At 66.7% G+C, this 17944-nt stretch carries 14 protein-coding genes and 1 tRNA gene; 8 read left to right on the top strand and 7 right to left on the bottom strand.

Features of this window, described 5'->3' with window-relative positions; all coding sequences use genetic code 11:
* Window positions 1–5: 5 nt before the first annotated feature.
* On the bottom strand, window positions 6–1652 hold the full coding sequence (locus AB0N05_RS02270) for a fatty acyl-AMP ligase (protein WP_364686441.1): 1647 nt from the start codon (window positions 1650–1652) through the stop codon (window positions 6–8).
* Between the two features lie 92 nt (window positions 1653–1744).
* Window positions 1745–2917, bottom strand: a complete 1173-nt coding sequence (locus AB0N05_RS02265; protein WP_364686438.1) for an aminotransferase class V-fold PLP-dependent enzyme — start codon at window positions 2915–2917, stop codon at window positions 1745–1747.
* Between the two features lie 119 nt (window positions 2918–3036).
* On the opposite strand from AB0N05_RS02265, the gene egtA reads away from it, so the two are divergent.
* Genes egtA through egtD form a run of 4 tightly spaced genes read left to right on the top strand, consistent with a single transcriptional unit; the run spans window position 3037 to window position 7607 of the window.
* Complete coding sequence (gene egtA, locus AB0N05_RS02260) at window positions 3037–4368, top strand: ergothioneine biosynthesis glutamate--cysteine ligase EgtA (RefSeq protein ID WP_364686435.1); 1332 nt, start codon at window positions 3037–3039, stop codon at window positions 4366–4368.
* Window positions 4369–4396: 28 nt separating this feature from the next.
* Entirely contained in the window at window positions 4397–5740 is a 1344-nt protein-coding gene (gene egtB, locus AB0N05_RS02255) for an ergothioneine biosynthesis protein EgtB (RefSeq protein ID WP_364686432.1), read from the top strand.
* Window positions 5740–6639 carry a class II glutamine amidotransferase gene (locus AB0N05_RS02250; protein WP_364686429.1) on the top strand — a complete coding sequence of 300 codons (900 nt, stop codon included), beginning with the start codon at window positions 5740–5742 and terminating at the stop codon, window positions 6637–6639. Before egtB ends, AB0N05_RS02250 begins: the two co-directional genes overlap by 1 nt.
* Window positions 6636–7607 (top strand): L-histidine N(alpha)-methyltransferase, encoded by a 972-nt coding sequence (gene egtD, locus AB0N05_RS02245; RefSeq protein WP_364686426.1) that lies wholly within the window; start codon window positions 6636–6638, stop codon window positions 7605–7607. Before AB0N05_RS02250 ends, egtD begins: the two co-directional genes overlap by 4 nt.
* A 52-nt stretch (window positions 7608–7659) precedes the next feature.
* Here the strand turns inward: egtD and AB0N05_RS02240 are convergent, their stop codons facing one another.
* The 5 genes from AB0N05_RS02240 to AB0N05_RS02220 form a co-directional block, all read right to left on the bottom strand.
* Window positions 7660–8298, bottom strand: a complete 639-nt coding sequence (locus tag AB0N05_RS02240; protein WP_364686423.1) for a DUF2461 domain-containing protein — start codon at window positions 8296–8298, stop codon at window positions 7660–7662.
* Window positions 8299–8329: 31 nt separating this feature from the next.
* Window positions 8330–8647, bottom strand: a complete 318-nt coding sequence (locus AB0N05_RS02235) for a hypothetical protein (protein ID WP_364686420.1) — start codon at window positions 8645–8647, stop codon at window positions 8330–8332.
* A 185-nt stretch (window positions 8648–8832) separates the two neighbouring features.
* On the bottom strand, window positions 8833–9813 hold the full coding sequence (locus AB0N05_RS02230; RefSeq protein WP_364686417.1) for a ribose-phosphate diphosphokinase: 981 nt from the start codon (window positions 9811–9813) through the stop codon (window positions 8833–8835).
* Window positions 9810–11300: a bifunctional UDP-N-acetylglucosamine diphosphorylase/glucosamine-1-phosphate N-acetyltransferase GlmU gene (glmU, locus tag AB0N05_RS02225; RefSeq protein WP_364686414.1), complete on the bottom strand. Its 1491-nt coding sequence runs from the start codon at window positions 11298–11300 to the stop codon at window positions 9810–9812. The genes AB0N05_RS02230 and glmU overlap by 4 nt, the downstream gene beginning before the upstream one ends.
* A 104-nt stretch (window positions 11301–11404) precedes the next feature.
* Window positions 11405–11475: transfer RNA gene (locus AB0N05_RS02220), tRNA-Gln, on the bottom strand.
* Window positions 11476–11806: 331 nt separating this feature from the next.
* Between AB0N05_RS02220 and AB0N05_RS02215 the strand changes: the two genes are divergently transcribed.
* The 4 genes from AB0N05_RS02215 to AB0N05_RS02200 all read left to right on the top strand — a co-directional run bounded on the left by AB0N05_RS02215 (window position 11807) and on the right by AB0N05_RS02200 (window position 17840).
* Window positions 11807–12421: a TetR/AcrR family transcriptional regulator gene (locus tag AB0N05_RS02215; protein ID WP_364687429.1), complete on the top strand. Its 615-nt coding sequence runs from the start codon at window positions 11807–11809 to the stop codon at window positions 12419–12421.
* Window positions 12422–12639: 218 nt separating this feature from the next.
* Window positions 12640–13287 carry a TetR/AcrR family transcriptional regulator gene (locus tag AB0N05_RS02210; protein WP_364686411.1) on the top strand — a complete coding sequence of 216 codons (648 nt, stop codon included), beginning with the start codon at window positions 12640–12642 and terminating at the stop codon, window positions 13285–13287.
* Between the two features lie 162 nt (window positions 13288–13449).
* Entirely contained in the window at window positions 13450–17067 is a 3618-nt protein-coding gene (mfd, locus tag AB0N05_RS02205; RefSeq protein WP_364686408.1) for a transcription-repair coupling factor, read from the top strand.
* Window positions 17068–17174: 107 nt separating this feature from the next.
* Window positions 17175–17840 (top strand): MazG family protein, encoded by a 666-nt coding sequence (locus tag AB0N05_RS02200; protein WP_364687427.1) that lies wholly within the window; start codon window positions 17175–17177, stop codon window positions 17838–17840.
* The last annotated feature ends 104 nt before the right edge of the window (window positions 17841–17944 follow it).

Raw genomic sequence — 17944 nt, 5'->3', positions numbered from 1 at the left:
GCGTTTCAGGACAGATGCGCCGCCGTGGCCGAGCGGCGCAGCTTTCCGGACGAGGTCTTCGGCAGTGCGCCGGGGCCGAGCACCGTCACGCTGCGGGGGCGGACCCCGACCTCCGAGAACACCGCGTGCACGATCTCATGCTCGATGCGTTTCACCTCATCGGGATTCTGGTGGTCATTGGATTCCACCACCACCGCGAAGCTTTCGCGTTTCTGACCGGCGTCGAGCCGGACCGCCACCGCATTGCCGGGGCGAACTCCCTTGATGCGCAGGGCCGCTCGCTCGATATCGGTCGGGTAGATATTGCGGCCCGCCATGATGATGACGTCCTTGATCCGGCCGCACACGACGACCAGGCCGTCCTCGGTGAAGTAGCCGATATCGCCGGTATCGAGCCAGCCGTCGGCATCCTGTGCGGATTTGAATCCGTTCACCGTGACATAGCCGGAAGTGACTGCGGGGCCGCGCAATTCGATCACGCCCACGCTGCGCACCGGCATCGGATGCCGGTCGGTGTCGACGACCCGGCCCTCCAGATTGTCGACCAGATAGCCGAGTGTGGGCAGCCGCCGGACACCGCCGTGATGATGGTCGGGATCCCGGACCGGTACGGCCTTGCCCAGGGCTTCCAGCAGGTCCGCGTCGACCATGTCGAGTACCTGGCCGAGATTGGGATCCGGAATCGAGACGGCGAGGGTGGTTTCGGCCATGCCATAGACCGGAGTGAGCGCCATCGGGTTGAGCCCGAAGCGTTTTCCGGCCACGGCCAGGGCATCCATGGTGTCGGCGTCGACGGGTTCCGCACCGTTCCACATGTAGCGCACGCTGCTCAGATCGAACGCGCCGTCCGGGGCATTGCGCAGTTTGCGGCCGAGTAGCGAGTACGCGAAATTCGGTGCGGCGGTGACTGTCCCGCGATATTTGGAGATGAGTTCGGCCCACAGTATCGGCCGCATGAGGAAGTCCAGCGGCGTCACGCACACGACCTCCGCACCGAATTGCATGGGGACGCTGAGGAAGCCGACCATGCCCATATCGTGGAAGAGTGGCAGCCAGCTGATCATCACATCATTGTCGAGCTGGAATTTCACTCGATCGAACATGGCGTAGGCGTTCACGAAGAAGTTGCCGTGCGTGATCCGCACCGCCTTGGGTGACCCGGTGGAGCCGGAGGTCAACTGCTGCAAGGCGATATCGTCCTCACCGGTGGGCAGCGGATCGGTATCGCTGCCCTCGCGCATGGCGTCGATGGTCACGAAGTTGATGCCGCGCTCGGCCAGCAGGGGTGCGGCGGCCTCGAACGGCGCACCCAGGATGACGGCCCGGGCCTCGATCATCTCGAGCACGGTTTCGGTGTCGTGCACCCACATCTGCAGGTCGGTGCGCGGGGTCGGCTGATGCAGCATGGTGATGGACGCGCCCCGCATCCACACGGCCTGGCAGGCGGGCGCGATATCCACCGGCATGCCCGCCAGCACGCCCACCGCGTCCCCGTGCCCGATTCCGGCCGCGGCCAGCCCACCGGCCATGCGGCGGGCGATCGAATGAATTTCCCCCCAGGTCTGTCGTTTCGGCGCATCCGGTTCCCCGGTCACCAACCCCCGTTCCGATACTTCCGCCGTCGCATACATCTCTTCGGTGAACCGACTCACGATCGACTCCTCCAGCGCTGCCCAATATCTCCACTATCCGGCAGCCATGCCCACCTGTTAACCCCGTTTGGGCGTTTAGGAGTCGATTTTCCTCAGCGGAGGGCGGTCACGGCGGCCGTGAAGCGGTCCAGATCCTCGAAGCTGACGAAGCAGTGCGGTGAGGCTCGGACCACCGAATCCAGTTCGCGGGCGGTCATATCCAGCAGCGTGGAGCCGCGGTGACTGACCGTGACCGTGATGGATTCGGGTGCGAGGCGGTCGCGGACCTCGATCGGGGTGAGGCCGTCGACGGTGAAGGAGACGATGCCCGCGTGCTGGGTACCGCGGTCGCGGACGGTGACGCCGGGGATCTCCTGCAAGGACTTGCGCAGGTATTCGGCGCGGTCGGCAATGGCCTCGTAGACCTGGGCGGGGCCGAGATCCAGCAGGTAGCGTACGGCCGCGCCCAGGCCTAGTCGGCCCGCGATATCGCATTCCCAGAATTCGAAGCGGCTGGCATCGCTCGCCAGGGTGTATTCGCCGGGGCCGGTCCAGGCGGCGCTGTGCAGGTCGAGGCGGCCGGGTTCCATTGTGGTGGCGAGTTCGGGGCGCAGGTACAGGAAGCCGGTGCCGCGCGGGCCGCGCAACCATTTGCGGCCGGTCGCCGAGAGCGCGTCGACGCCGAGTTCGGTGACGTCGAGGGGGAGTTGCCCGGCGGACTGGCAGGCGTCGAGCAGCACCAGCGCGCCGACGCGGTGGGCGATGCGGGCGGCCTCGGCGACCGGGTTCACCAGGCCGCCATTGGTCGGAACATGCACCAGCGAAACGATTCTGACGCGTTCGTCGAGCATGGTCTCGAGGGCGTCGAGGTCGAGTTGCCCGCTGCTGTCGCTGGGGATGGGCTCGACGGTTGCCCCGGTGTGGCGGGCGCGTTGCAGGGCGGCGATGGCATTGCTGGCGTAGTCCGCGCCGGAGATGAGAATGCGGTCCCCGGGGGCGAGCGGGATCGAGTAGAAGAAATCGCTCCAGGAGCGGCTGGCACTGTCACTGAGCGCGAGCGTGGACGGGTCGGCATTGATCAGCTGACCGATGGCCGTCTTCACGTCGGCCAGGTCCGCGAGCCGCTCATTGGCGGCGCGATAGCCGCCGATCTCGGCTTCGCGGCGCAGGTGGGCGATGGCCGTGTCGGTGACGATCCGCGGCGGGAGCGAGGAGCCCGCGCTGTCGAGGAATACCTGGTTTTCGCATCCGGGAGTATCGGCCCGCAACGTCGCGATGTTCAGCATGGAATCGACCATAGAGGTTGAGGTGTTCTCCAATTCGTCAGATTTTTTGTCATGGTCTGTCGTTACCCTGGTTTGGGTCGCTGCTCGACCGAGCCGCGATTCGGTGAGCGGAGGTTGGCATGGCGGTCACGGTATCCACTACCGGCGCGGTGCGCTCCACGGTAGCCGCGCCTGATTTATCCGAGGCTGCTCGGGCCGGTCGTGCCGAGCACGCACCCGGATCCGAGTTCTCCTCGCGGGCGGCTGCCGAAGCGTACATAGGCAAGGTCTGTTTCAAGCAGGGTCCACCGATGCTGATCGGTGCCGAACTGGAGTGGCTCACTGCGCAATACGAGCCTTCGGCCCCGGCTTCGCGTCCGGACCTCACGGTGCTCGCGGACGCACTCGGATCGTATGCGCCACGGTCCATTTCTCCTGATTCCCCGGCCGATCCATTGCCGGGAGGAAGCCGGGTCACCATCGAACCCGGCGGTCAGATCGAACTTTCCAGTTCCCCGTTCGGCTCCGCCGCCGAACTGTGCGAGAGCCTGCTCATCGACGCGGCCCGCCTGGCAGAACTGCTCGAATCCCGTTCGATCACCACCTTCTCCGCCTCCGCCGACGCGCATCGCGCGCCGCGACGACTCCTGCAGCTGCCGCGCTATCGCGCCATGGAGCAATCCTTCGCCGGGATCGGCCCCTTCGGCGCACTCATGATGTGCAATACGGCCGCCGCCCAGGTGAGCGTGGACGCGGGCCGGGATCCCGCCGAAATCGCGGCCCGCTGGAACGCCCTCTACGCCATCGGCCCGGCCCTGCTCGCGGCCTTCGCCTGCTCACCCACGCTGCACAGCGCCCCACCCGGCGAATGGGCGTCGCAGCGCATGCGGGCCTGGCTGCGCCTCGATCATCTGCGCACCCGGCCGCCCGTGCACGATTGGCAGGATCCGATCACCAGCTATGCCCGCTGGGCGCTGGACGTGCCGCTGATGTGCGTCCGCTCCGACGGCGAGGACTGGACCGCCCCGCCCGGTGCGACTTTCGCGGACTGGCTCTGCGGTGCACTCGATGACGAGATCGACCGCAGGCCCGATCGCGCCGACCTCGACTATCACCTGACCACCATTTTCCCCCCGGTGCGCGCCTCCGGTCATCTCGAAGTGCGCTACCTCGATGCCCAGCCCGGCGACACCTGGTCGGTGCCGGTGCACGCCATCGACGCCCTCATGTCCACGCCCGCCGTGGTCGCCGAGGCCACCGCGCTGGCGGCCCCGACCTCCTATCGGTGGTCCGAGGCCGCTCGCCACGGTCTGGCCGATCTCGAAATTCGCGCGGCCGCGGTGGCCTTGCTCGAGCTGGCCGCCGCGCATGCCGCAACCCCTACCGCCACCAAGGAATTGGAGGCCGCCGCCGAGCGATGTCGTAGCGGTCGCACGCCCACAGAAGACCTCCGAGCAGGAGGCGACGCATGAACTGTTCACTCGAATTCGGAGTTCTGTCATGACCATTCAGCATGTGCCCGGGACCGATAGAAGCGAGACCGAGCGACTGCGCGAGCGGATCGCGCAGTCGCTGGAGCGCGCCCGTCGGCGGACCTTGGGCCTGACCGAATGCCTGGATGAGGCCGAACTGGTGGCGCAGCATTCGCGGATCATGAGCCCGCTGGTGTGGGATCTCGCGCATATCGGGAACCAGGAAGAGCTGTGGCTGGTGCGCGATGTGGGCGGGCGGGACGCGGTCCGATCGGATATCGACGAACTGTACGACGCGTTCAAGCACGCCCGGGTGGATCGGCCCGCGCTGCCGCTGCTGGATCCGACGCAGGCGCGCGACTATGTCGGCACCGTGCGGGAAAAGGTGTGGGATGTGCTGGAGCGCAGCCCATTACACGGTGACGGCCTCGTCACGGATGGCTTTGCCTTCGGCATGATCGCCCAGCACGAACAGCAGCACGACGAGACCATGCTGGCCACCCACCAGCTGCGCACGGGCGAAGCGGTGCTGTCGGCCCCGCCCGCACCCGCCGCCCTGGTCCCGGCGCGCGGTGAGATCGTCATCCCCGCAGGCGAATTCATCATGGGCACCGATACCGACCCGTGGGCCTTGGACAATGAGCGTCCCGCACACCCCGTCTTCGTTCCCGGTTACGCCATCGATGCCGCACCGATCACCAATGAGCAGTACCTGGCGTTCCTCGCCGACGGCGGCTACGACCGCCCCGAGCTCTGGTCCGAGCACGGCTGGGCGCACCGTATCGAGGCCGATCTCACCTCCCCCCAATTCTGGGAGCGGGATGGCGGCGGCCATTGGTGGCGAAGGGTTTTCGGCACCATGCAACCCCTGCGACCGAACCAGCCGGTGGTCCACGTCGGCTGGTTCGAGGCCGAGGCCTACGCCAATTGGGCGGGCAAACGCCTCCCCACCGAGGCCGAATGGGAGAAGGCCGCCCGCCACGATCCGGCGACGGGTCGGTCCCGCCGCTTCCCGTGGGGCGACGCCGATCCGGACACCCGGACCGCCAATCTGGGCCAGCACCATCTGGAACCCGCCGACGTCGGCGCGTACCCGGCCGGTGCCTCCCCTTCGGGCGTCCACCAACTGATCGGTGACGTCTGGGAGTGGACGGCTTCGGGTTTCGAGCCTTATCCGGGCTTCCGCCCCTTCCCCTACCGCGAATACTCCGAGGTCTTCTTCGGCGGCGACTACAAGGTCCTGCGAGGCGGCTCCTTCGGCGCGGACGAGGTCGCTGCGCGGGGCACCTTCCGCAACTGGGACCACCCTGTCCGCCGCCAGATCTTCTCCGGCTTCCGACTGGCCCGAGACCTGACCCCGGAGGAGCGCTGATGTGCCGCCACCTCGCCTACCTCGGGCCCCCGGCCTCCGTGGGCGAACTCCTCACGCGGGGCACGCATTCGCTGCGTTCCCAATCCTGGGCTCCGCGCGAAATGCGCGGCGGCGGAACCATCAATGCCGATGGCTTCGGCGTCGCCTGGTGGGCTCCACCCGCCGAGGCAACCCCGGAACACGGCTCCGGTGTCCGCTGGCACGGCGGCATGGGTTCCGATCCGGACGAGGCCGAGACCGGTCCGCCCCAGACCACCGCGGGACCTCCGGTGGTCAGCCGCTATCGCAACGCCTCGCCGATCTGGACCGATCCGGCCGTCGATGAGGTGCTGCCGCAACTGCATTCGACCGCGGTGCTGGCGGCCATTCGCTCCGCTACGGTCGGCATGCCGGTGGAGCGTGCGGCCTGCGCGCCGTTCACGCACGGCCGCTGGGCCTTCAGTCACAATGGCGCGATCCCGGACTGGCGCGAGACGCTGACGGCCATTGCGGCGCAATTCGGTTCGCCTTCGCTCCTGGAGGCGGAATCACTGACGGATTCGGCGACGCTGTGGGTGATCCTGCGCGTTCTGCTCGAAGACGGGACCGATCCGGGCACCGCGCTGCGACGGGTTGTCGCGGCGGTGCTGGAGCGATCGCCGAAGGCGCGGCTGAATCTGCTGGTGGGGGATGGGGAAACGGTGTGGGCCACCACCCGGCATCACTCCTTATCGGTGCTGGTCGCCGACGACCTCGCGGTGGTCGCTTCGGAACCGTATGACGACGATCCCCGCTGGCGGCCCATTGCGGACCGGCAGTTGGTGGTGGTGCGCCCGGGGCGGCTGATCGTGGAACCGCTGGCTGTGGAACCTCCAGACGCCAGCGGCAATTTTTCTGAGAACGAGAGGGCATTTTCATGACTCAGGCAACGCTCGAGATTCATTTGACCGACGAGGATTTGACGGCCGCGTTGCGCGAGGATGTGCGAGCCGGGCTGACCGCCGAGCCGAAGACGTTGCCACCCAAGTGGTTCTACGATGCGCGCGGGAGCGAGCTGTTCGAGAAGATCACCGAGCTGCCGGAGTACTACCCGACTCGGACCGAACGGGCGCTGTTGGAGCGGGTCGTGGGGGAGATCGCTCAGGTCGCGCAGGCCGAGGTGCTGGTCGAGCTCGGGGCCGGGTCGGCGGCGAAGACGCGGTTGCTCTTGCAGGCGCTCACTTCCGGCGGGCCATTGAAGACCTATGTGCCGCAGGATGTCTCGGTGGCGGCCCTGAGCGCATCGGCGGAGGAGGTGGCGTCGGAGTTCCCGGGGCTGGGCGTGCACGGCGTGGTCAGCGATTTCACCGCCACGCTGGATAACCTGCCCGGCGGCGGGCGGCGCATGATCGCCTTCCTGGGTGGCACCATCGGGAATTTGGTGCCGCAGGAGCGGGCGGCATTCCTCGGCGGCATTCGGGACGTGCTGGAGCCGGGTGAGCAATTGCTGCTCGGCGCGGGCCTGGTCATCGATCCGGCGGTGCTGGTGCCCGCGTACGACGATGCCGCCGGTGTCACCGCGGAGTTCAATCGCAATGTGCTGCATGTCCTGAATGCCCGGCTCAATGCGAATTTCGACCCCGAGAAGTTCGCGCACGTCGCCCTGTGGGACGCGGAGAACGAGTGGATCGAGATGCGCCTGGAAGCCGCCGAGGCCATGACCGTCACCATCGCGGAGCTCGATCTGACCGTCGAGTTCGCGGCCGGTGAGCAGCTACGCACCGAGATCTCCGCCAAGTTCCGCCGCGAGGGCCTCGAATCCGAGCTGGCCGCAGCCGGTTTCGCGACCGAGCGGGTGTGGACCGATCCGGACGACCGGTTCGCCCTGGTCCTGGCGGAACGCCGCTAGATTTACGGCCTCGTCCTCGGAGTCGCCGCGTTCCGTATCGGAGCGCGGCGATTCACTTCTGTGCGGTGACGGCGGACAGCCATTCCACCAGTGGCCGCATTTCCTCCCACGCCGCCCGCACCTCCTTGGCGGCGCGCGGCGTGGTCAGCCATTTGGGTGCGCCGAATTCTCTTCCGACGGTGATGGATCGGTGGCGCAGCAGTTCGATGCGCGGATGGTCGATCGAATAGCCCTTGGGCTTGGTCTTGAGCTTGTCCCCGCCGATCGTGTATCCGGCCGAAACCAGCTGTGCCAGCAGCCCTTCCAGCTCGGTCCCGCGCACCTCGGTGTCGATTGCCACGCGCAGCGCGGTCAGTTGGTCGGGTGCGGCGGCATACAACCCGCCGCCCACGAACAGTCCGCCCGCCCCGATCGACACATACCAGCCGGCGGTCTGGGCGGTGTGCACGACGAAGCCCTGATGCGTCTTATAGGGCGTCTTGTCCTTGGAGAATCGCACGTCCCGGTACGGCCGGAAGATTTTGCCGGGTCCGAAGTCGCCTTCCAATTCGGCGGCGAGCGCCTTCATCGGGTCGCGTACCGCGGTCTCCCAGGTGCTCTTGTTGGCGTTCCAGAAGGCCTTGGAGTTGTCGGCCTCGAGATCCTCGTAGAAGTCGAGTCCGGCGAGCGGGAATCCGCTGAAGTCCGACATGGCTAGAGGTTATCGCTGCCGGGCGTCGGCGTCAGTCGCCGGGTTCGTCCACGATCTCCATGGCGGCGAGTTCGGCGGGGCGGTCGTCCTCGGCCTTGCGCTCGTCGCGGCCGCGGCGGCGGGTCCATTCCTGGTCGAGTTCGGCGTCGATGCCCAGGCGGCCGTCGTCGTCGTTCTCGCGATTGCGGATCACCAGGTCATCGGGTGGGTCGCTGATGTAGCGCTCGTATTCGCGGACCTCATCGGCCTGGTCGTCATCGCCGAGGTCCAGGTCCAAGTCCTCGATATCGTCGGTGTCGAAGACCTCGTCCATGAGCTGCTCGTCGTCATTGCCCGGTCGATCGTCCATATGGCACCGCCTCTCCGCGCTGGAGCGCACACCATGAGCAAACCGCTCAGTACGCCTGCAACGCTACCGCTGACACCAGCCCTGGCTACCCATTGCCGTGCTTTTCACACCAAAAGCATGGCAAGTCGCCTAACGAAAAGCACCCCCGCCGATCGGCGAGGGTGCTTCCCGAAAAACTTGGGTAACTACGCGTTACCGTTGAAAAGCCCGGTGACGGAACCGTTTTCGAACACCTCGCGGATGGTCATCGCCAGCAGCGGGGCGATCGACAGCACGGTCAGCGTCGGGAACTTCTTGGACTCCTCGATGGGGAGCGTATTGGTGACCACGACCTCCTTGGCCCCACAGTTCGCCAGCCGCTCGGCGGCCGGATCGCTGAGGATGCCGTGGGTGGCGGCAATGACCACATCGCCCGCGCCGGCCTCCTTGAGGACGCGCACGGCACCGGCGATGGTGCCACCGGTGTCGATCATGTCGTCGATCAGGATGCAGGTGCGGCCCTCGACCTCACCGACCACGCGGTTGGCCACGGTCTGGTTGGGCACCAGCGGATCCCGGGTCTTGTGGATGAAGGCCAGCGGCGCGTCGGCGAGCGAGTTGGCCCACTTCTCGGCCACCTTCACGCGGCCCGCGTCGGGGGAGACGACCGTGATATTGGTCAGGTCGTAGTTGAGGCGAATGTGCTCGGCCAGCTGCACCTGCGCGTGCATGTGATCGACCGGGCCGTCGAAGAAGCCCTGGATCTGATCGGTGTGCAGGTCGATGGTGATGATGCGGTCGACGCCGGCGGTCTTGAGCAGGTCGGCGATCAGGCGAGCGGAGATGGGCTCGCGGCCGCGGTGCTTCTTGTCCTGGCGGGCGTAGGGGTAGAACGGCAGCACCGAGGTGATGCGCTTGGCCGAACCGCGCTTGAGCGCGTCGATCATGATCAGGTGCTCCATGACCCACTGGTTCAGCGGGGCGGGGAAGCTCTGCAGAACGAAGGCATCCGAGCCACGTACCGATTCCTCGAATCGGACGAAGGTCTCGCCGTTCGCGAAGTCGCGTGCGGTCTGCGGGGTGACGTGGACGTTGAGTTCCTTGGCCACCGCCTCGGCGAGCTCTGGATGAGCGCGTCCCGAGAACAACATCAGATTCTTATGGTTTTCGGTAGAGAACGCGGTCACTGACGTTCGCCGTCCTTTTGCTCGTTAGCCTGATTGGACATCTCGGCGGCCGCGAGGGCCGCTTCTGCCGCGTGGGCGGCGTCGGTGCCGGGCCGGTTGCGTTGCACCCAGCCCTCGAGATTGCGCTGTGCCCCACCGGACACGGCCAAAGCCCCCGGCGGAACATTTCTACGCAGCACAGTACCCGCTGCGGTATACGAACCGTCACCCACCGTTATCGGCGCGACAAACATCGTGTCACTCCCCGTTCGCACATGGGAGCCGACCACGGTGTGGTGCTTCTTGACGCCGTCGTAATTGACGAAAACGCTCGAAGCGCCGATGTTGCTGTGCTCGCCGATGGTGGCATCGCCCACATAGGTGAGGTGCGGGACCTTGGAGTGCGCGCCGATGTTCGCGTTCTTGGTCTCCACGAACGCGCCCAGCTTGCCGGCCTCGCCGACAATGGTGCCGGGCCGCAGATAGGCGAAGGGGCCGATATTCGCGCCGGGTCCGATGGCGGCCTTCTCGGCGTGACTGCGGATCACCTTCGCGCCGTCGCCGACGTTCACGTCGGTCAGCGTGGTGTCCGGTCCGATCTCGGCGTCCTCACCGATCACGGTGTCGCCCAACAGTTGTACGCCCGGGCGGATGACCGCGTCGCGGCCGATGGTGACGCCGCCGTCGATCCACGTGGTGGCCGGATCCATGATGGTGACCCCGGCCCGCATATGCCGTTCCACGATGTAGCGGTTCAGCGTGCGGGCGGCCCCGGCCAGCTGCACCCGATCGTTCACGCCGGTGACCTTGGCGGAATCGAGCAGGCGCGCGCCGTGCACGGGATGCCCGGCCTCGCGGGCCAGCTTCAGCACATCGGTGAGGTACAGCTCATGCCGGGCATTGGCGGTGTCGATGCGGGAGAGCATGGTGCGCAGCACGGCGGCGTCGAAGACGTAGACGCCCGAGTTGACCTCGGTGATCGCGGCCTGCGCGGGGGTGGCGTCGGCGTGCTCGACGATCTCGAGCACCTGCCCCTCTTCATTGCGGACGATGCGGCCGTAGCCATTCGGATCGTCCGGGACGAAGGTGAGCACGGTGACGGCCGAACCGTCGGAGTAGCTGCGGTGCTCGTCGAGCAGCGCGTGCAGGGTGTGCCCGTCGAGCAGCGGCACATCGGCGTAGGTGACGAGCAGGTTCCCGGTGAAATCCTCGGGCACCACGGTGAGCGCGCACTGCACGGCGTGCCCGGTGCCGAGCTGTTCCTCCTGAACCGCCAGGACGATCTCGCGGCCGAGTTCCGCGGCCTCTTTACCGACGGCGGTCTCGACTTGTTCGCGATCATGTCCCACGACGGTGATCAGGTGTACCGGGTCGATCTCGTTCGCCGCATGCAGCGCGTGCGCGAGCATGCTGCGGCCGGCCAGCGGGTGCAACACCTTGGGTGTCTTGGACCGCATTCGAGTTCCGGCTCCGGCGGCGAGAACGACGACGGCGGTCTGCTGTGGCATGGATCTCCCTCGGCTGCCGGGTCATCGTGCTGAGTGCTGGTTGTGCTGGGCCACACGGGTGGGCAGCGATGTGCGGGAGCAACGATAGTGACCCCGCTCGCAAGCTCCGCCGCCAGGACTCGAACCTGAACTATCTGAACCAAAATCAGAGGTGCTGCCATTACACCACGGCGGATTGCAGCGATCTGCGGGTCGATCCTCGCATAAATGATCCCTCTGAGTCGAACCAGAGCTTATCCGCCTCTCCGCGTCTTTTGCCGCTCGCTAACGATCCCCGCAAGTTTCGTCGCGGGCCGGCGGTCGGCGACGTGGCCGGGTTCTGGGGGTACCCCAGGAGTTACCCAGATCGTGCTAAATCAGTTGTTGCGTTTGCGAACTAAGAGAGCGAGTGGTCCCCGACGCGCTCGGGGCGGACATATCTGGAACAGTTAGTGGTCCATAACTGGGACGCAGGGAGGCGCGAGGCGATGACTACGGGTGAGGCGAGCAAGCCATCACGCCCGCGCATGACCGGTACCCAGCGCAGGCAGCAGCTGATCGAGATCGGGCGGGCGCTCTTCGCGGAGCGCGGGTACGACGCCACCTCCATCGAGGAGATCGCGCAGCGCGCGCAGGTCTCGAAACCTGTGGTGTACGAACACTTCGGCGGCAAGGAGGGTTTGTATGCCGTCGTGGTGGATCGGGAGATGTCCACGCTGCTCGAAATGATCACCGCATCGCTCACCCAGAACCGGTCGCGGGTGCGGCTGGAGCAGGTGGCGCTGGCGTTGCTCACCTATATGGAGGAGCGCACCGACGGCTTCCGCATCCTCATGCGCGATCAGCCGGTGTCGGCGGCGGTGGGCACCTACTCGAGTCTGCTGAACGAGGCGGTGAATCAGGTGGCGCACATCCTCGCCGAGGATTTCGAGAGCCGCGGATTCGACACCAGTCTCGCCACTTTGTATGCGCAAGCGCTGGTAGGCATGGTCGCGACCGCCGCCACCTGGTGGCTGGACGAGCGGTCACCGTCCAAGGAAGTGGTGGCCGCGCACCTGGTGAATCTGTGCTGGAACGGCCTGACCCACCTGGAGGCGGAACCCAAGCTGGCGTCGGAATGGCCCAGCGGCAAAGGGGTATAAGACCAATCGGTCTTCAGGGTATTGGCGGCACACCATGGAACTGGACAGTTAACCAGCGAATTGCGAAGGAGGATGGGTCGAATGCTCGAATCGGCTGGCATCGCGCAGCCGGATGGTACGGTTCACCCATCCTTCTGGTGCTGTTCGAACTGTGATGTCGGTCAACTTCGGGATGTCGGTCTACTTCAGGATGGCTGGTTTGATGACAGGCGGATCTGATGGCTAGGCAAGCGCGTGCGGAGATCACTCGCGATTCCGTGCTCGCGGGCGCGGCCGATGTCTTTCTGCGACTGGGCTACGCGAACGCGAGCCTGTCCGAGATCATCGCGCAGTCCAATGTGACCAAGGGCGCCTTGTACTTTCACTTCGGCTCGAAGGAAGAGCTGGCCCGCGCCGTGGTCGATCAGGGCAATGAGCGACTGGTCAGCGCATGTCAGGGATTCTTCGATCCGCGAGTGCCCGCGCTCGAGGCGTGCATCGGGATCACCTATGTGGTGGCGGATCTGACGATGAACGATCAGATGGTGGGGGCGATGCTCAAGCTCACCCATCAGATCGGCGACTACCGCGGCGCGGCGGGCGAGAACATCGCCAAGACGTGGGGCGAAACGCACCGTTTGCTCGCGGAACGCGCCATCGCACAAGGGGATTTGCAGCACGACCTGGATCCGGAGACCATCGGCCTGTTGCTACAGGAGATGACCACCGGCGTGCACATGGTCGCGGTCAGCACCGAAACCATCGATCAGATGGCGACGCGCATGGAGCGCGCCTGGTATTTCCTGCTGCCGTCGATCGTCCCGGATGAGAAGGTGGCGTACTTCCGCGAGTTCGCGGCCCGCCGCCTCCGCCGCTACGTGCAGTAATACCTCTTCTCTTACGCGCCCGTTGCGATCCTCGCGGCGGGCGTGCGTTGTGCGGACGGCGGGTACACCGGAAGAGTGCGGTCGGTGAGCATCCCTGTCGGATCGGGCTACTAGACTCGGCTGGCCGTCCAAATCGCTGATCTGCGCCCAGGAGTCTGCCTCATGTCGACCCATCGTCCACCGTTGGCGGGACTGGCCGCTGTGGCCGGTGCCGATAAAGCATTGCAGCAGGTCGAGGGCCTGATCGGGCGATCCTCGGCAATGCTGGTCGCGCCCTCGGCGGTGCGGCCGTTCGTGGCCGCGACCATAGCCGGGCAGCGTCCGCTGGTGGTTGTGACGGCCACCGGGCGCGAGGCCGACGATCTGGCCGTGGAGCTGACCGAGATCCTCGGGGACAGCGTCGCGCTGTTCCCGTCCTGGGAGACGCTGCCGCATGAGCGGCTGTCCCCGGGCGCGGATACGGTCGGCAAACGGTTGCAGGTTTTGCGGCGACTCGCCCATCCCGAAGACGAGATTTATTCGGAGCCACTGCGCGTCATCGTCACCACGGTGCGGTCGCTCATGCAGCCGATGGCGCGCGGGCTCGGGGATGTCGAACCCATCCTGCTGCGCGTCGGCGCCGAACATGACTTCGACGAATTGCTCACGCGGCTGGTGGAATTCGCCTACGAGCGGGTCGACATGGTCGGCAAGCGCGGTGAGTTCGCGGTGCGCGGCGGCATTCTCGACCTCTTCCCGCCGACCGCGGATCATCCGGTGCGCGTGGAGTTCTGGGGCGATGAGGTGTCCGAGTTGCGGGCATTCTCGGTCGCCGATCAGCGGTCGATCGAGGATGTGCCGATCGAGATCGTGGTCGCCCAGCCCTGCCGGGAGCTGCTGCTCACCACCGACCTACGTGTGCGGGCGGCCGAGGTCGCGGCCGAGAATCCGGCCGACGCTGCGCTCGTGGAAATGCTGGAGAAGCTGTCCGAGGGCATTCCGGTGGACGGCATGGAGGCCTTGCTGCCGGTGCTGCAACCCGGGGAGCTGCAATTGCTCACCGCGGTGCTGCCGCCGGAAACCCATGTGCTGGTGTGTGATCCGGAGAAGGTGCGCACCCGCGCCGCCGATCTGGTGCGCACCGGGCAGGAGTTCCTGGAGGCGTCCTGGACGGCGGCCTCGTTCGGCGGGGCCGCGCCGCTGGGCGCGCACGGACTGGATCTTGCCGCCTCGTCCTATCGCGGACTCGATGTGGTGCACGCCGACGCCGAGCAGCGCGGGCTGCCCTGGTGGACGCTGAGCCCGCTGATCGCCGACGACCCGAACGAGATCGTGCTGCCGGTGCTGGCCGCGTCGTCGGCGCGCGGGTCCGAGGAACTGGTCGCGACCATCTTCGCCTCGCTGCGCGCGCACGTCTCCACCGGTGGCCGGGCGGTCATCGTGGTGGCGGGACACGGTACGGCGCAACGCTTCCTGGAGCGGCTCGCCGATGCCGAGGTGCCCGCGGCGACCCTCGAGCACGGTGCGGAACCGGTGCGCGGACTGGTCGGCGTGCTGTGCGGATCGCTGCACGACGGCATTGTCTTCGATGACGCCAAACTGGTCGTGATCGCGGAATCCGATCTCACCGGCAATCGGGTCACCGCACCCGGCGAGGGCAAGAAACTCGCTGCGCGGCGGCGCAATCAGGTCGATCCGCTGGCCTTGAGCGCCGGTGACATGGTGGTGCACGACCAGCACGGCATCGGCCGCTTCGTGGAGATGATCGAGCGCACCATCGCCGGTGCGCGCCGGGAATACCTGGTCATCGAATACGCGCCGAGCAAGCGCGGCCAGCCGGGGGACCGGTTGTTCGTGCCGATGGACTCGCTCGATCAGCTGTCCCGCTATGTGGGCGGCGAGCTGCCGAGCCTGTCCAAGCTCGGCGGGTCCGACTGGCAGAACACGAAACGCAAGGCGCGCAAGGCGGTTCGCGAGATCGCCACCGAGCTGGTGCAGCTGTACGCGGTCCGGCAGGCCGCGCCCGGGCACGCCTTCGGACCCGACACACCGTGGCAGCAGGAGATGGAGGACGCGTTCGCGTTCACCGAGACCGTCGATCAGCTCACCGCCATTGCCGAGGTGAAGGCGGATATGGAGAAGACGGTCCCCATGGACCGGGTGGTCTGCGGCGACGTCGGCTACGGCAAGACCGAGATCGCGGTGCGCGCGGCCTTCAAGGCGGTGCAGGACGGTAAGCAGGTCGCCGTGCTGGTGCCGACCACGCTGCTGGCGCAACAGCATTTGCAGACCTTCACCGAACGCATGTCCGGATTCCCGGTGCGGGTGCGAGGCCTGTCGCGCTTCACCGATCCGGGCGATTCACGCGAGATCATCGACGGCATGGCGGCCGGTGAGGTCGATGTCGTGGTCGGCACGCATCGCCTGATCCAGACCGGCGTGCGCTGGAAGGATCTGGGCCTGGTCGTGATCGACGAGGAGCAGCGCTTCGGTGTCGAGCACAAGGAGCACATCAAGGCGCTGCGCACGCACGTGGACGTGCTCACCATGTCCGCCACGCCGATTCCGCGCACCCTGGAGATGAGCCTGGCCGGCATTCGCGAGATGTCGACCATCCTCACCCCGCCCGAAGAGCGGCATCCGGTGCTCACCTATGTCGGCGCGTACAACGACAAGCAGGTCGCCGCGGCCCTGCGCCGCGAGCTGCTGCGCGACGGCCAGGTGTTCTATGTGCACAACCGGGTGTCGTCGATCGACAAGGCGGCGCAGCGGATTCGCGATCTGGTACCGGAGGCGCGGGTGGCGGTCGCGCACGGGCAGATGAACGAGGACATGCTGGAGAAGACCGTGCAGGGCTTCTGGGAGCGGGAATTCGATGTGCTGGTCTGCACCACGATCATCGAGACCGGTCTGGATATCTCCAATGCGAACACGCTGATCGTGGAACGCGCGGATGCGCTGGGTCTTTCGCAGCTGCATCAGTTGCGTGGCCGCGTCGGCCGCAGCCGCGAGCGCGGGTACGCCTACTTCCTGTATCCGCCGGAGAAGCCGCTCACCGAGACCGCCTACGACCGGCTGGCCACCATCTCGCAGAACTCCGACCTCGGCGCGGGCATGGCGGTTGCCATGAAGGACTTGGAGATTCGCGGCGCGGGCAATGTGCTCGGCGCGGAACAGTCCGGCCATGTCGCGGGCGTTGGGTTCGACCTCTATGTGCGGCTGGTCGGCGAGGCCGTCGAGGCCTACCGCGCCGCCGCGGACGGTCGCCCGATCACGGTCGACGAGGAGCAGAAGGAAGTCCGCATCGACCTTCCCGTCGACGCGCATATCCCGCCCGACTACATCGCCTCCGATCGGCTCCGGCTCGAGGCCTACCGCAAACTGGCCGCCGCCCAGGACGATTCGGCCCTGGCCGCCGTGGTCGAGGAACTCGTGGACCGCTACGGACCGCTCCCGGTGGAGGTCGGCCGCCTCGTCTCGGTGGCCAAGCTGCGCCTGCTGGCCCGCCACTACGCGCTCACCGAAATCGGTGTCACCGGAACCACTCTCAAGGTGTCTGCGCTGCAACTCCCTGATTCGAAGCAGTTGCGACTCAAGCGGCTCTACCCGAATGCCACCTATCGCGCCGCGACCGGAGTGGTCCAACTCCCGCTCCCGCGCGTGGAGGACAGCGTCGGCGCGGCCCGGGTTCGCGATGTCGCGGTGCTCCAGTTCGTCGCCGATCTCCTGCTCGCCCTGGACGGAAAGGCCCCCGGCGCAGTCGATGTCAGGGGCGCGACCGAGGCCACCGCGACCCGATGATCACATCGGAGTCCAACGAGCGCGGCCGTACCTCGACCGATGCGGCCCGCACCTCCGAGGCGCGCGCCGCCGCGGTTACGGCGGAATCGGTGACGGGCATCGCTCGCATGTCCGACGCGCTCGGTGAGGCCGTCGAGGTCATGGATCGGCTCTGGAAGTTCGGCGGGTGGGAGGTCACGCAGACGCATGATTCGCTGCGGCCCTATCTGCTCGAAGAGACGTACGAATTGCTCGATGCGATTCAGGCCGAGGATGCCGAGACGATTCGGGAGGAGCTCGGGGATCTGCTGTTGCAGGTGCTGTTCCACTCCCGGATCGCCGAGGCCGCAGGGGAATTCACCGTCGCGGAGGTGGCGGCCGCGCTGGTGGCGAAGCTGGTGAATCGGAGTCCGCATCTGCACGGCGGGGATATCGATCCGGACGCCGAGTTGGACGAGAAGATCGCAGCGCAGGAGCGGGCCTGGGAAGAACGCAAGTCGGCGGAGAAGGCCCGGCGGTCCTGTCTGGACGGGATCGCCATGGCGCAGCCCGCGCTGGCATTGGCCGAAAAGGTGCGATCCCGCAGTGTGAAAGCGGGTTTGCCGGAGGAACTGATTCCGCTGGAATTGCGCATGGTCCGGCTCGGCGGGCCCGAGAGTGCCGAGGAGCGTTTGCGCAAGGCGACTTTGGCCTTCGCGACTGCCATTCGGACCGCGGAGGATGCCGCCGAGGCGGCGCGGGGGGAGCGCTCGCCGCTGTCGGCGGGTGACTGGAATCGGTACTGGCCCCGATAATGAATCGGTACCAGCCCGGATAATTGAGGGCTCCGGCGCGCGATTCTCACCGATTTCAGATGATTGCGGCGGTGTTGCGCTGGGCCGTATTGGGCTAGCGTTTC

This window comes from Nocardia sp. NPDC051030 (assembly GCF_040683015.1).
Taxonomy (GTDB): domain Bacteria; phylum Actinomycetota; class Actinomycetes; order Mycobacteriales; family Mycobacteriaceae; genus Nocardia.
This window is presented reverse-complemented; position numbering and strand designations above follow the sequence as displayed.

Coding starts and splice junctions, on each gene's coding strand:
- egtD (WP_364686426.1), top strand. CDS start 6,636: ATGACTCAGGCAACGCTCGAGATTCATTTGACCGACGAGGATTTGACG.
- egtA (WP_364686435.1), top strand. CDS start 3,037: ATGGCGGTCACGGTATCCACTACCGGCGCGGTGCGCTCCACGGTAGCC.
- AB0N05_RS02250 (WP_364686429.1), top strand. CDS start 5,740: ATGTGCCGCCACCTCGCCTACCTCGGGCCCCCGGCCTCCGTGGGCGAA.
- AB0N05_RS02200 (WP_364687427.1), top strand. CDS start 17,175: ATGTCCGACGCGCTCGGTGAGGCCGTCGAGGTCATGGATCGGCTCTGG.
- AB0N05_RS02215 (WP_364687429.1), top strand. CDS start 11,807: ATGACCGGTACCCAGCGCAGGCAGCAGCTGATCGAGATCGGGCGGGCG.
- AB0N05_RS02210 (WP_364686411.1), top strand. CDS start 12,640: ATGGCTAGGCAAGCGCGTGCGGAGATCACTCGCGATTCCGTGCTCGCG.
- mfd (WP_364686408.1), top strand. CDS start 13,450: ATGTCGACCCATCGTCCACCGTTGGCGGGACTGGCCGCTGTGGCCGGT.
- egtB (WP_364686432.1), top strand. CDS start 4,397: ATGACCATTCAGCATGTGCCCGGGACCGATAGAAGCGAGACCGAGCGA.
- AB0N05_RS02235 (WP_364686420.1), bottom strand. CDS start 8,647: ATGGACGATCGACCGGGCAATGACGACGAGCAGCTCATGGACGAGGTC.
- AB0N05_RS02265 (WP_364686438.1), bottom strand. CDS start 2,917: ATGCTGAACATCGCGACGTTGCGGGCCGATACTCCCGGATGCGAAAAC.
- AB0N05_RS02240 (WP_364686423.1), bottom strand. CDS start 8,298: ATGTCGGACTTCAGCGGATTCCCGCTCGCCGGACTCGACTTCTACGAG.
- glmU (WP_364686414.1), bottom strand. CDS start 11,300: ATGCCACAGCAGACCGCCGTCGTCGTTCTCGCCGCCGGAGCCGGAACT.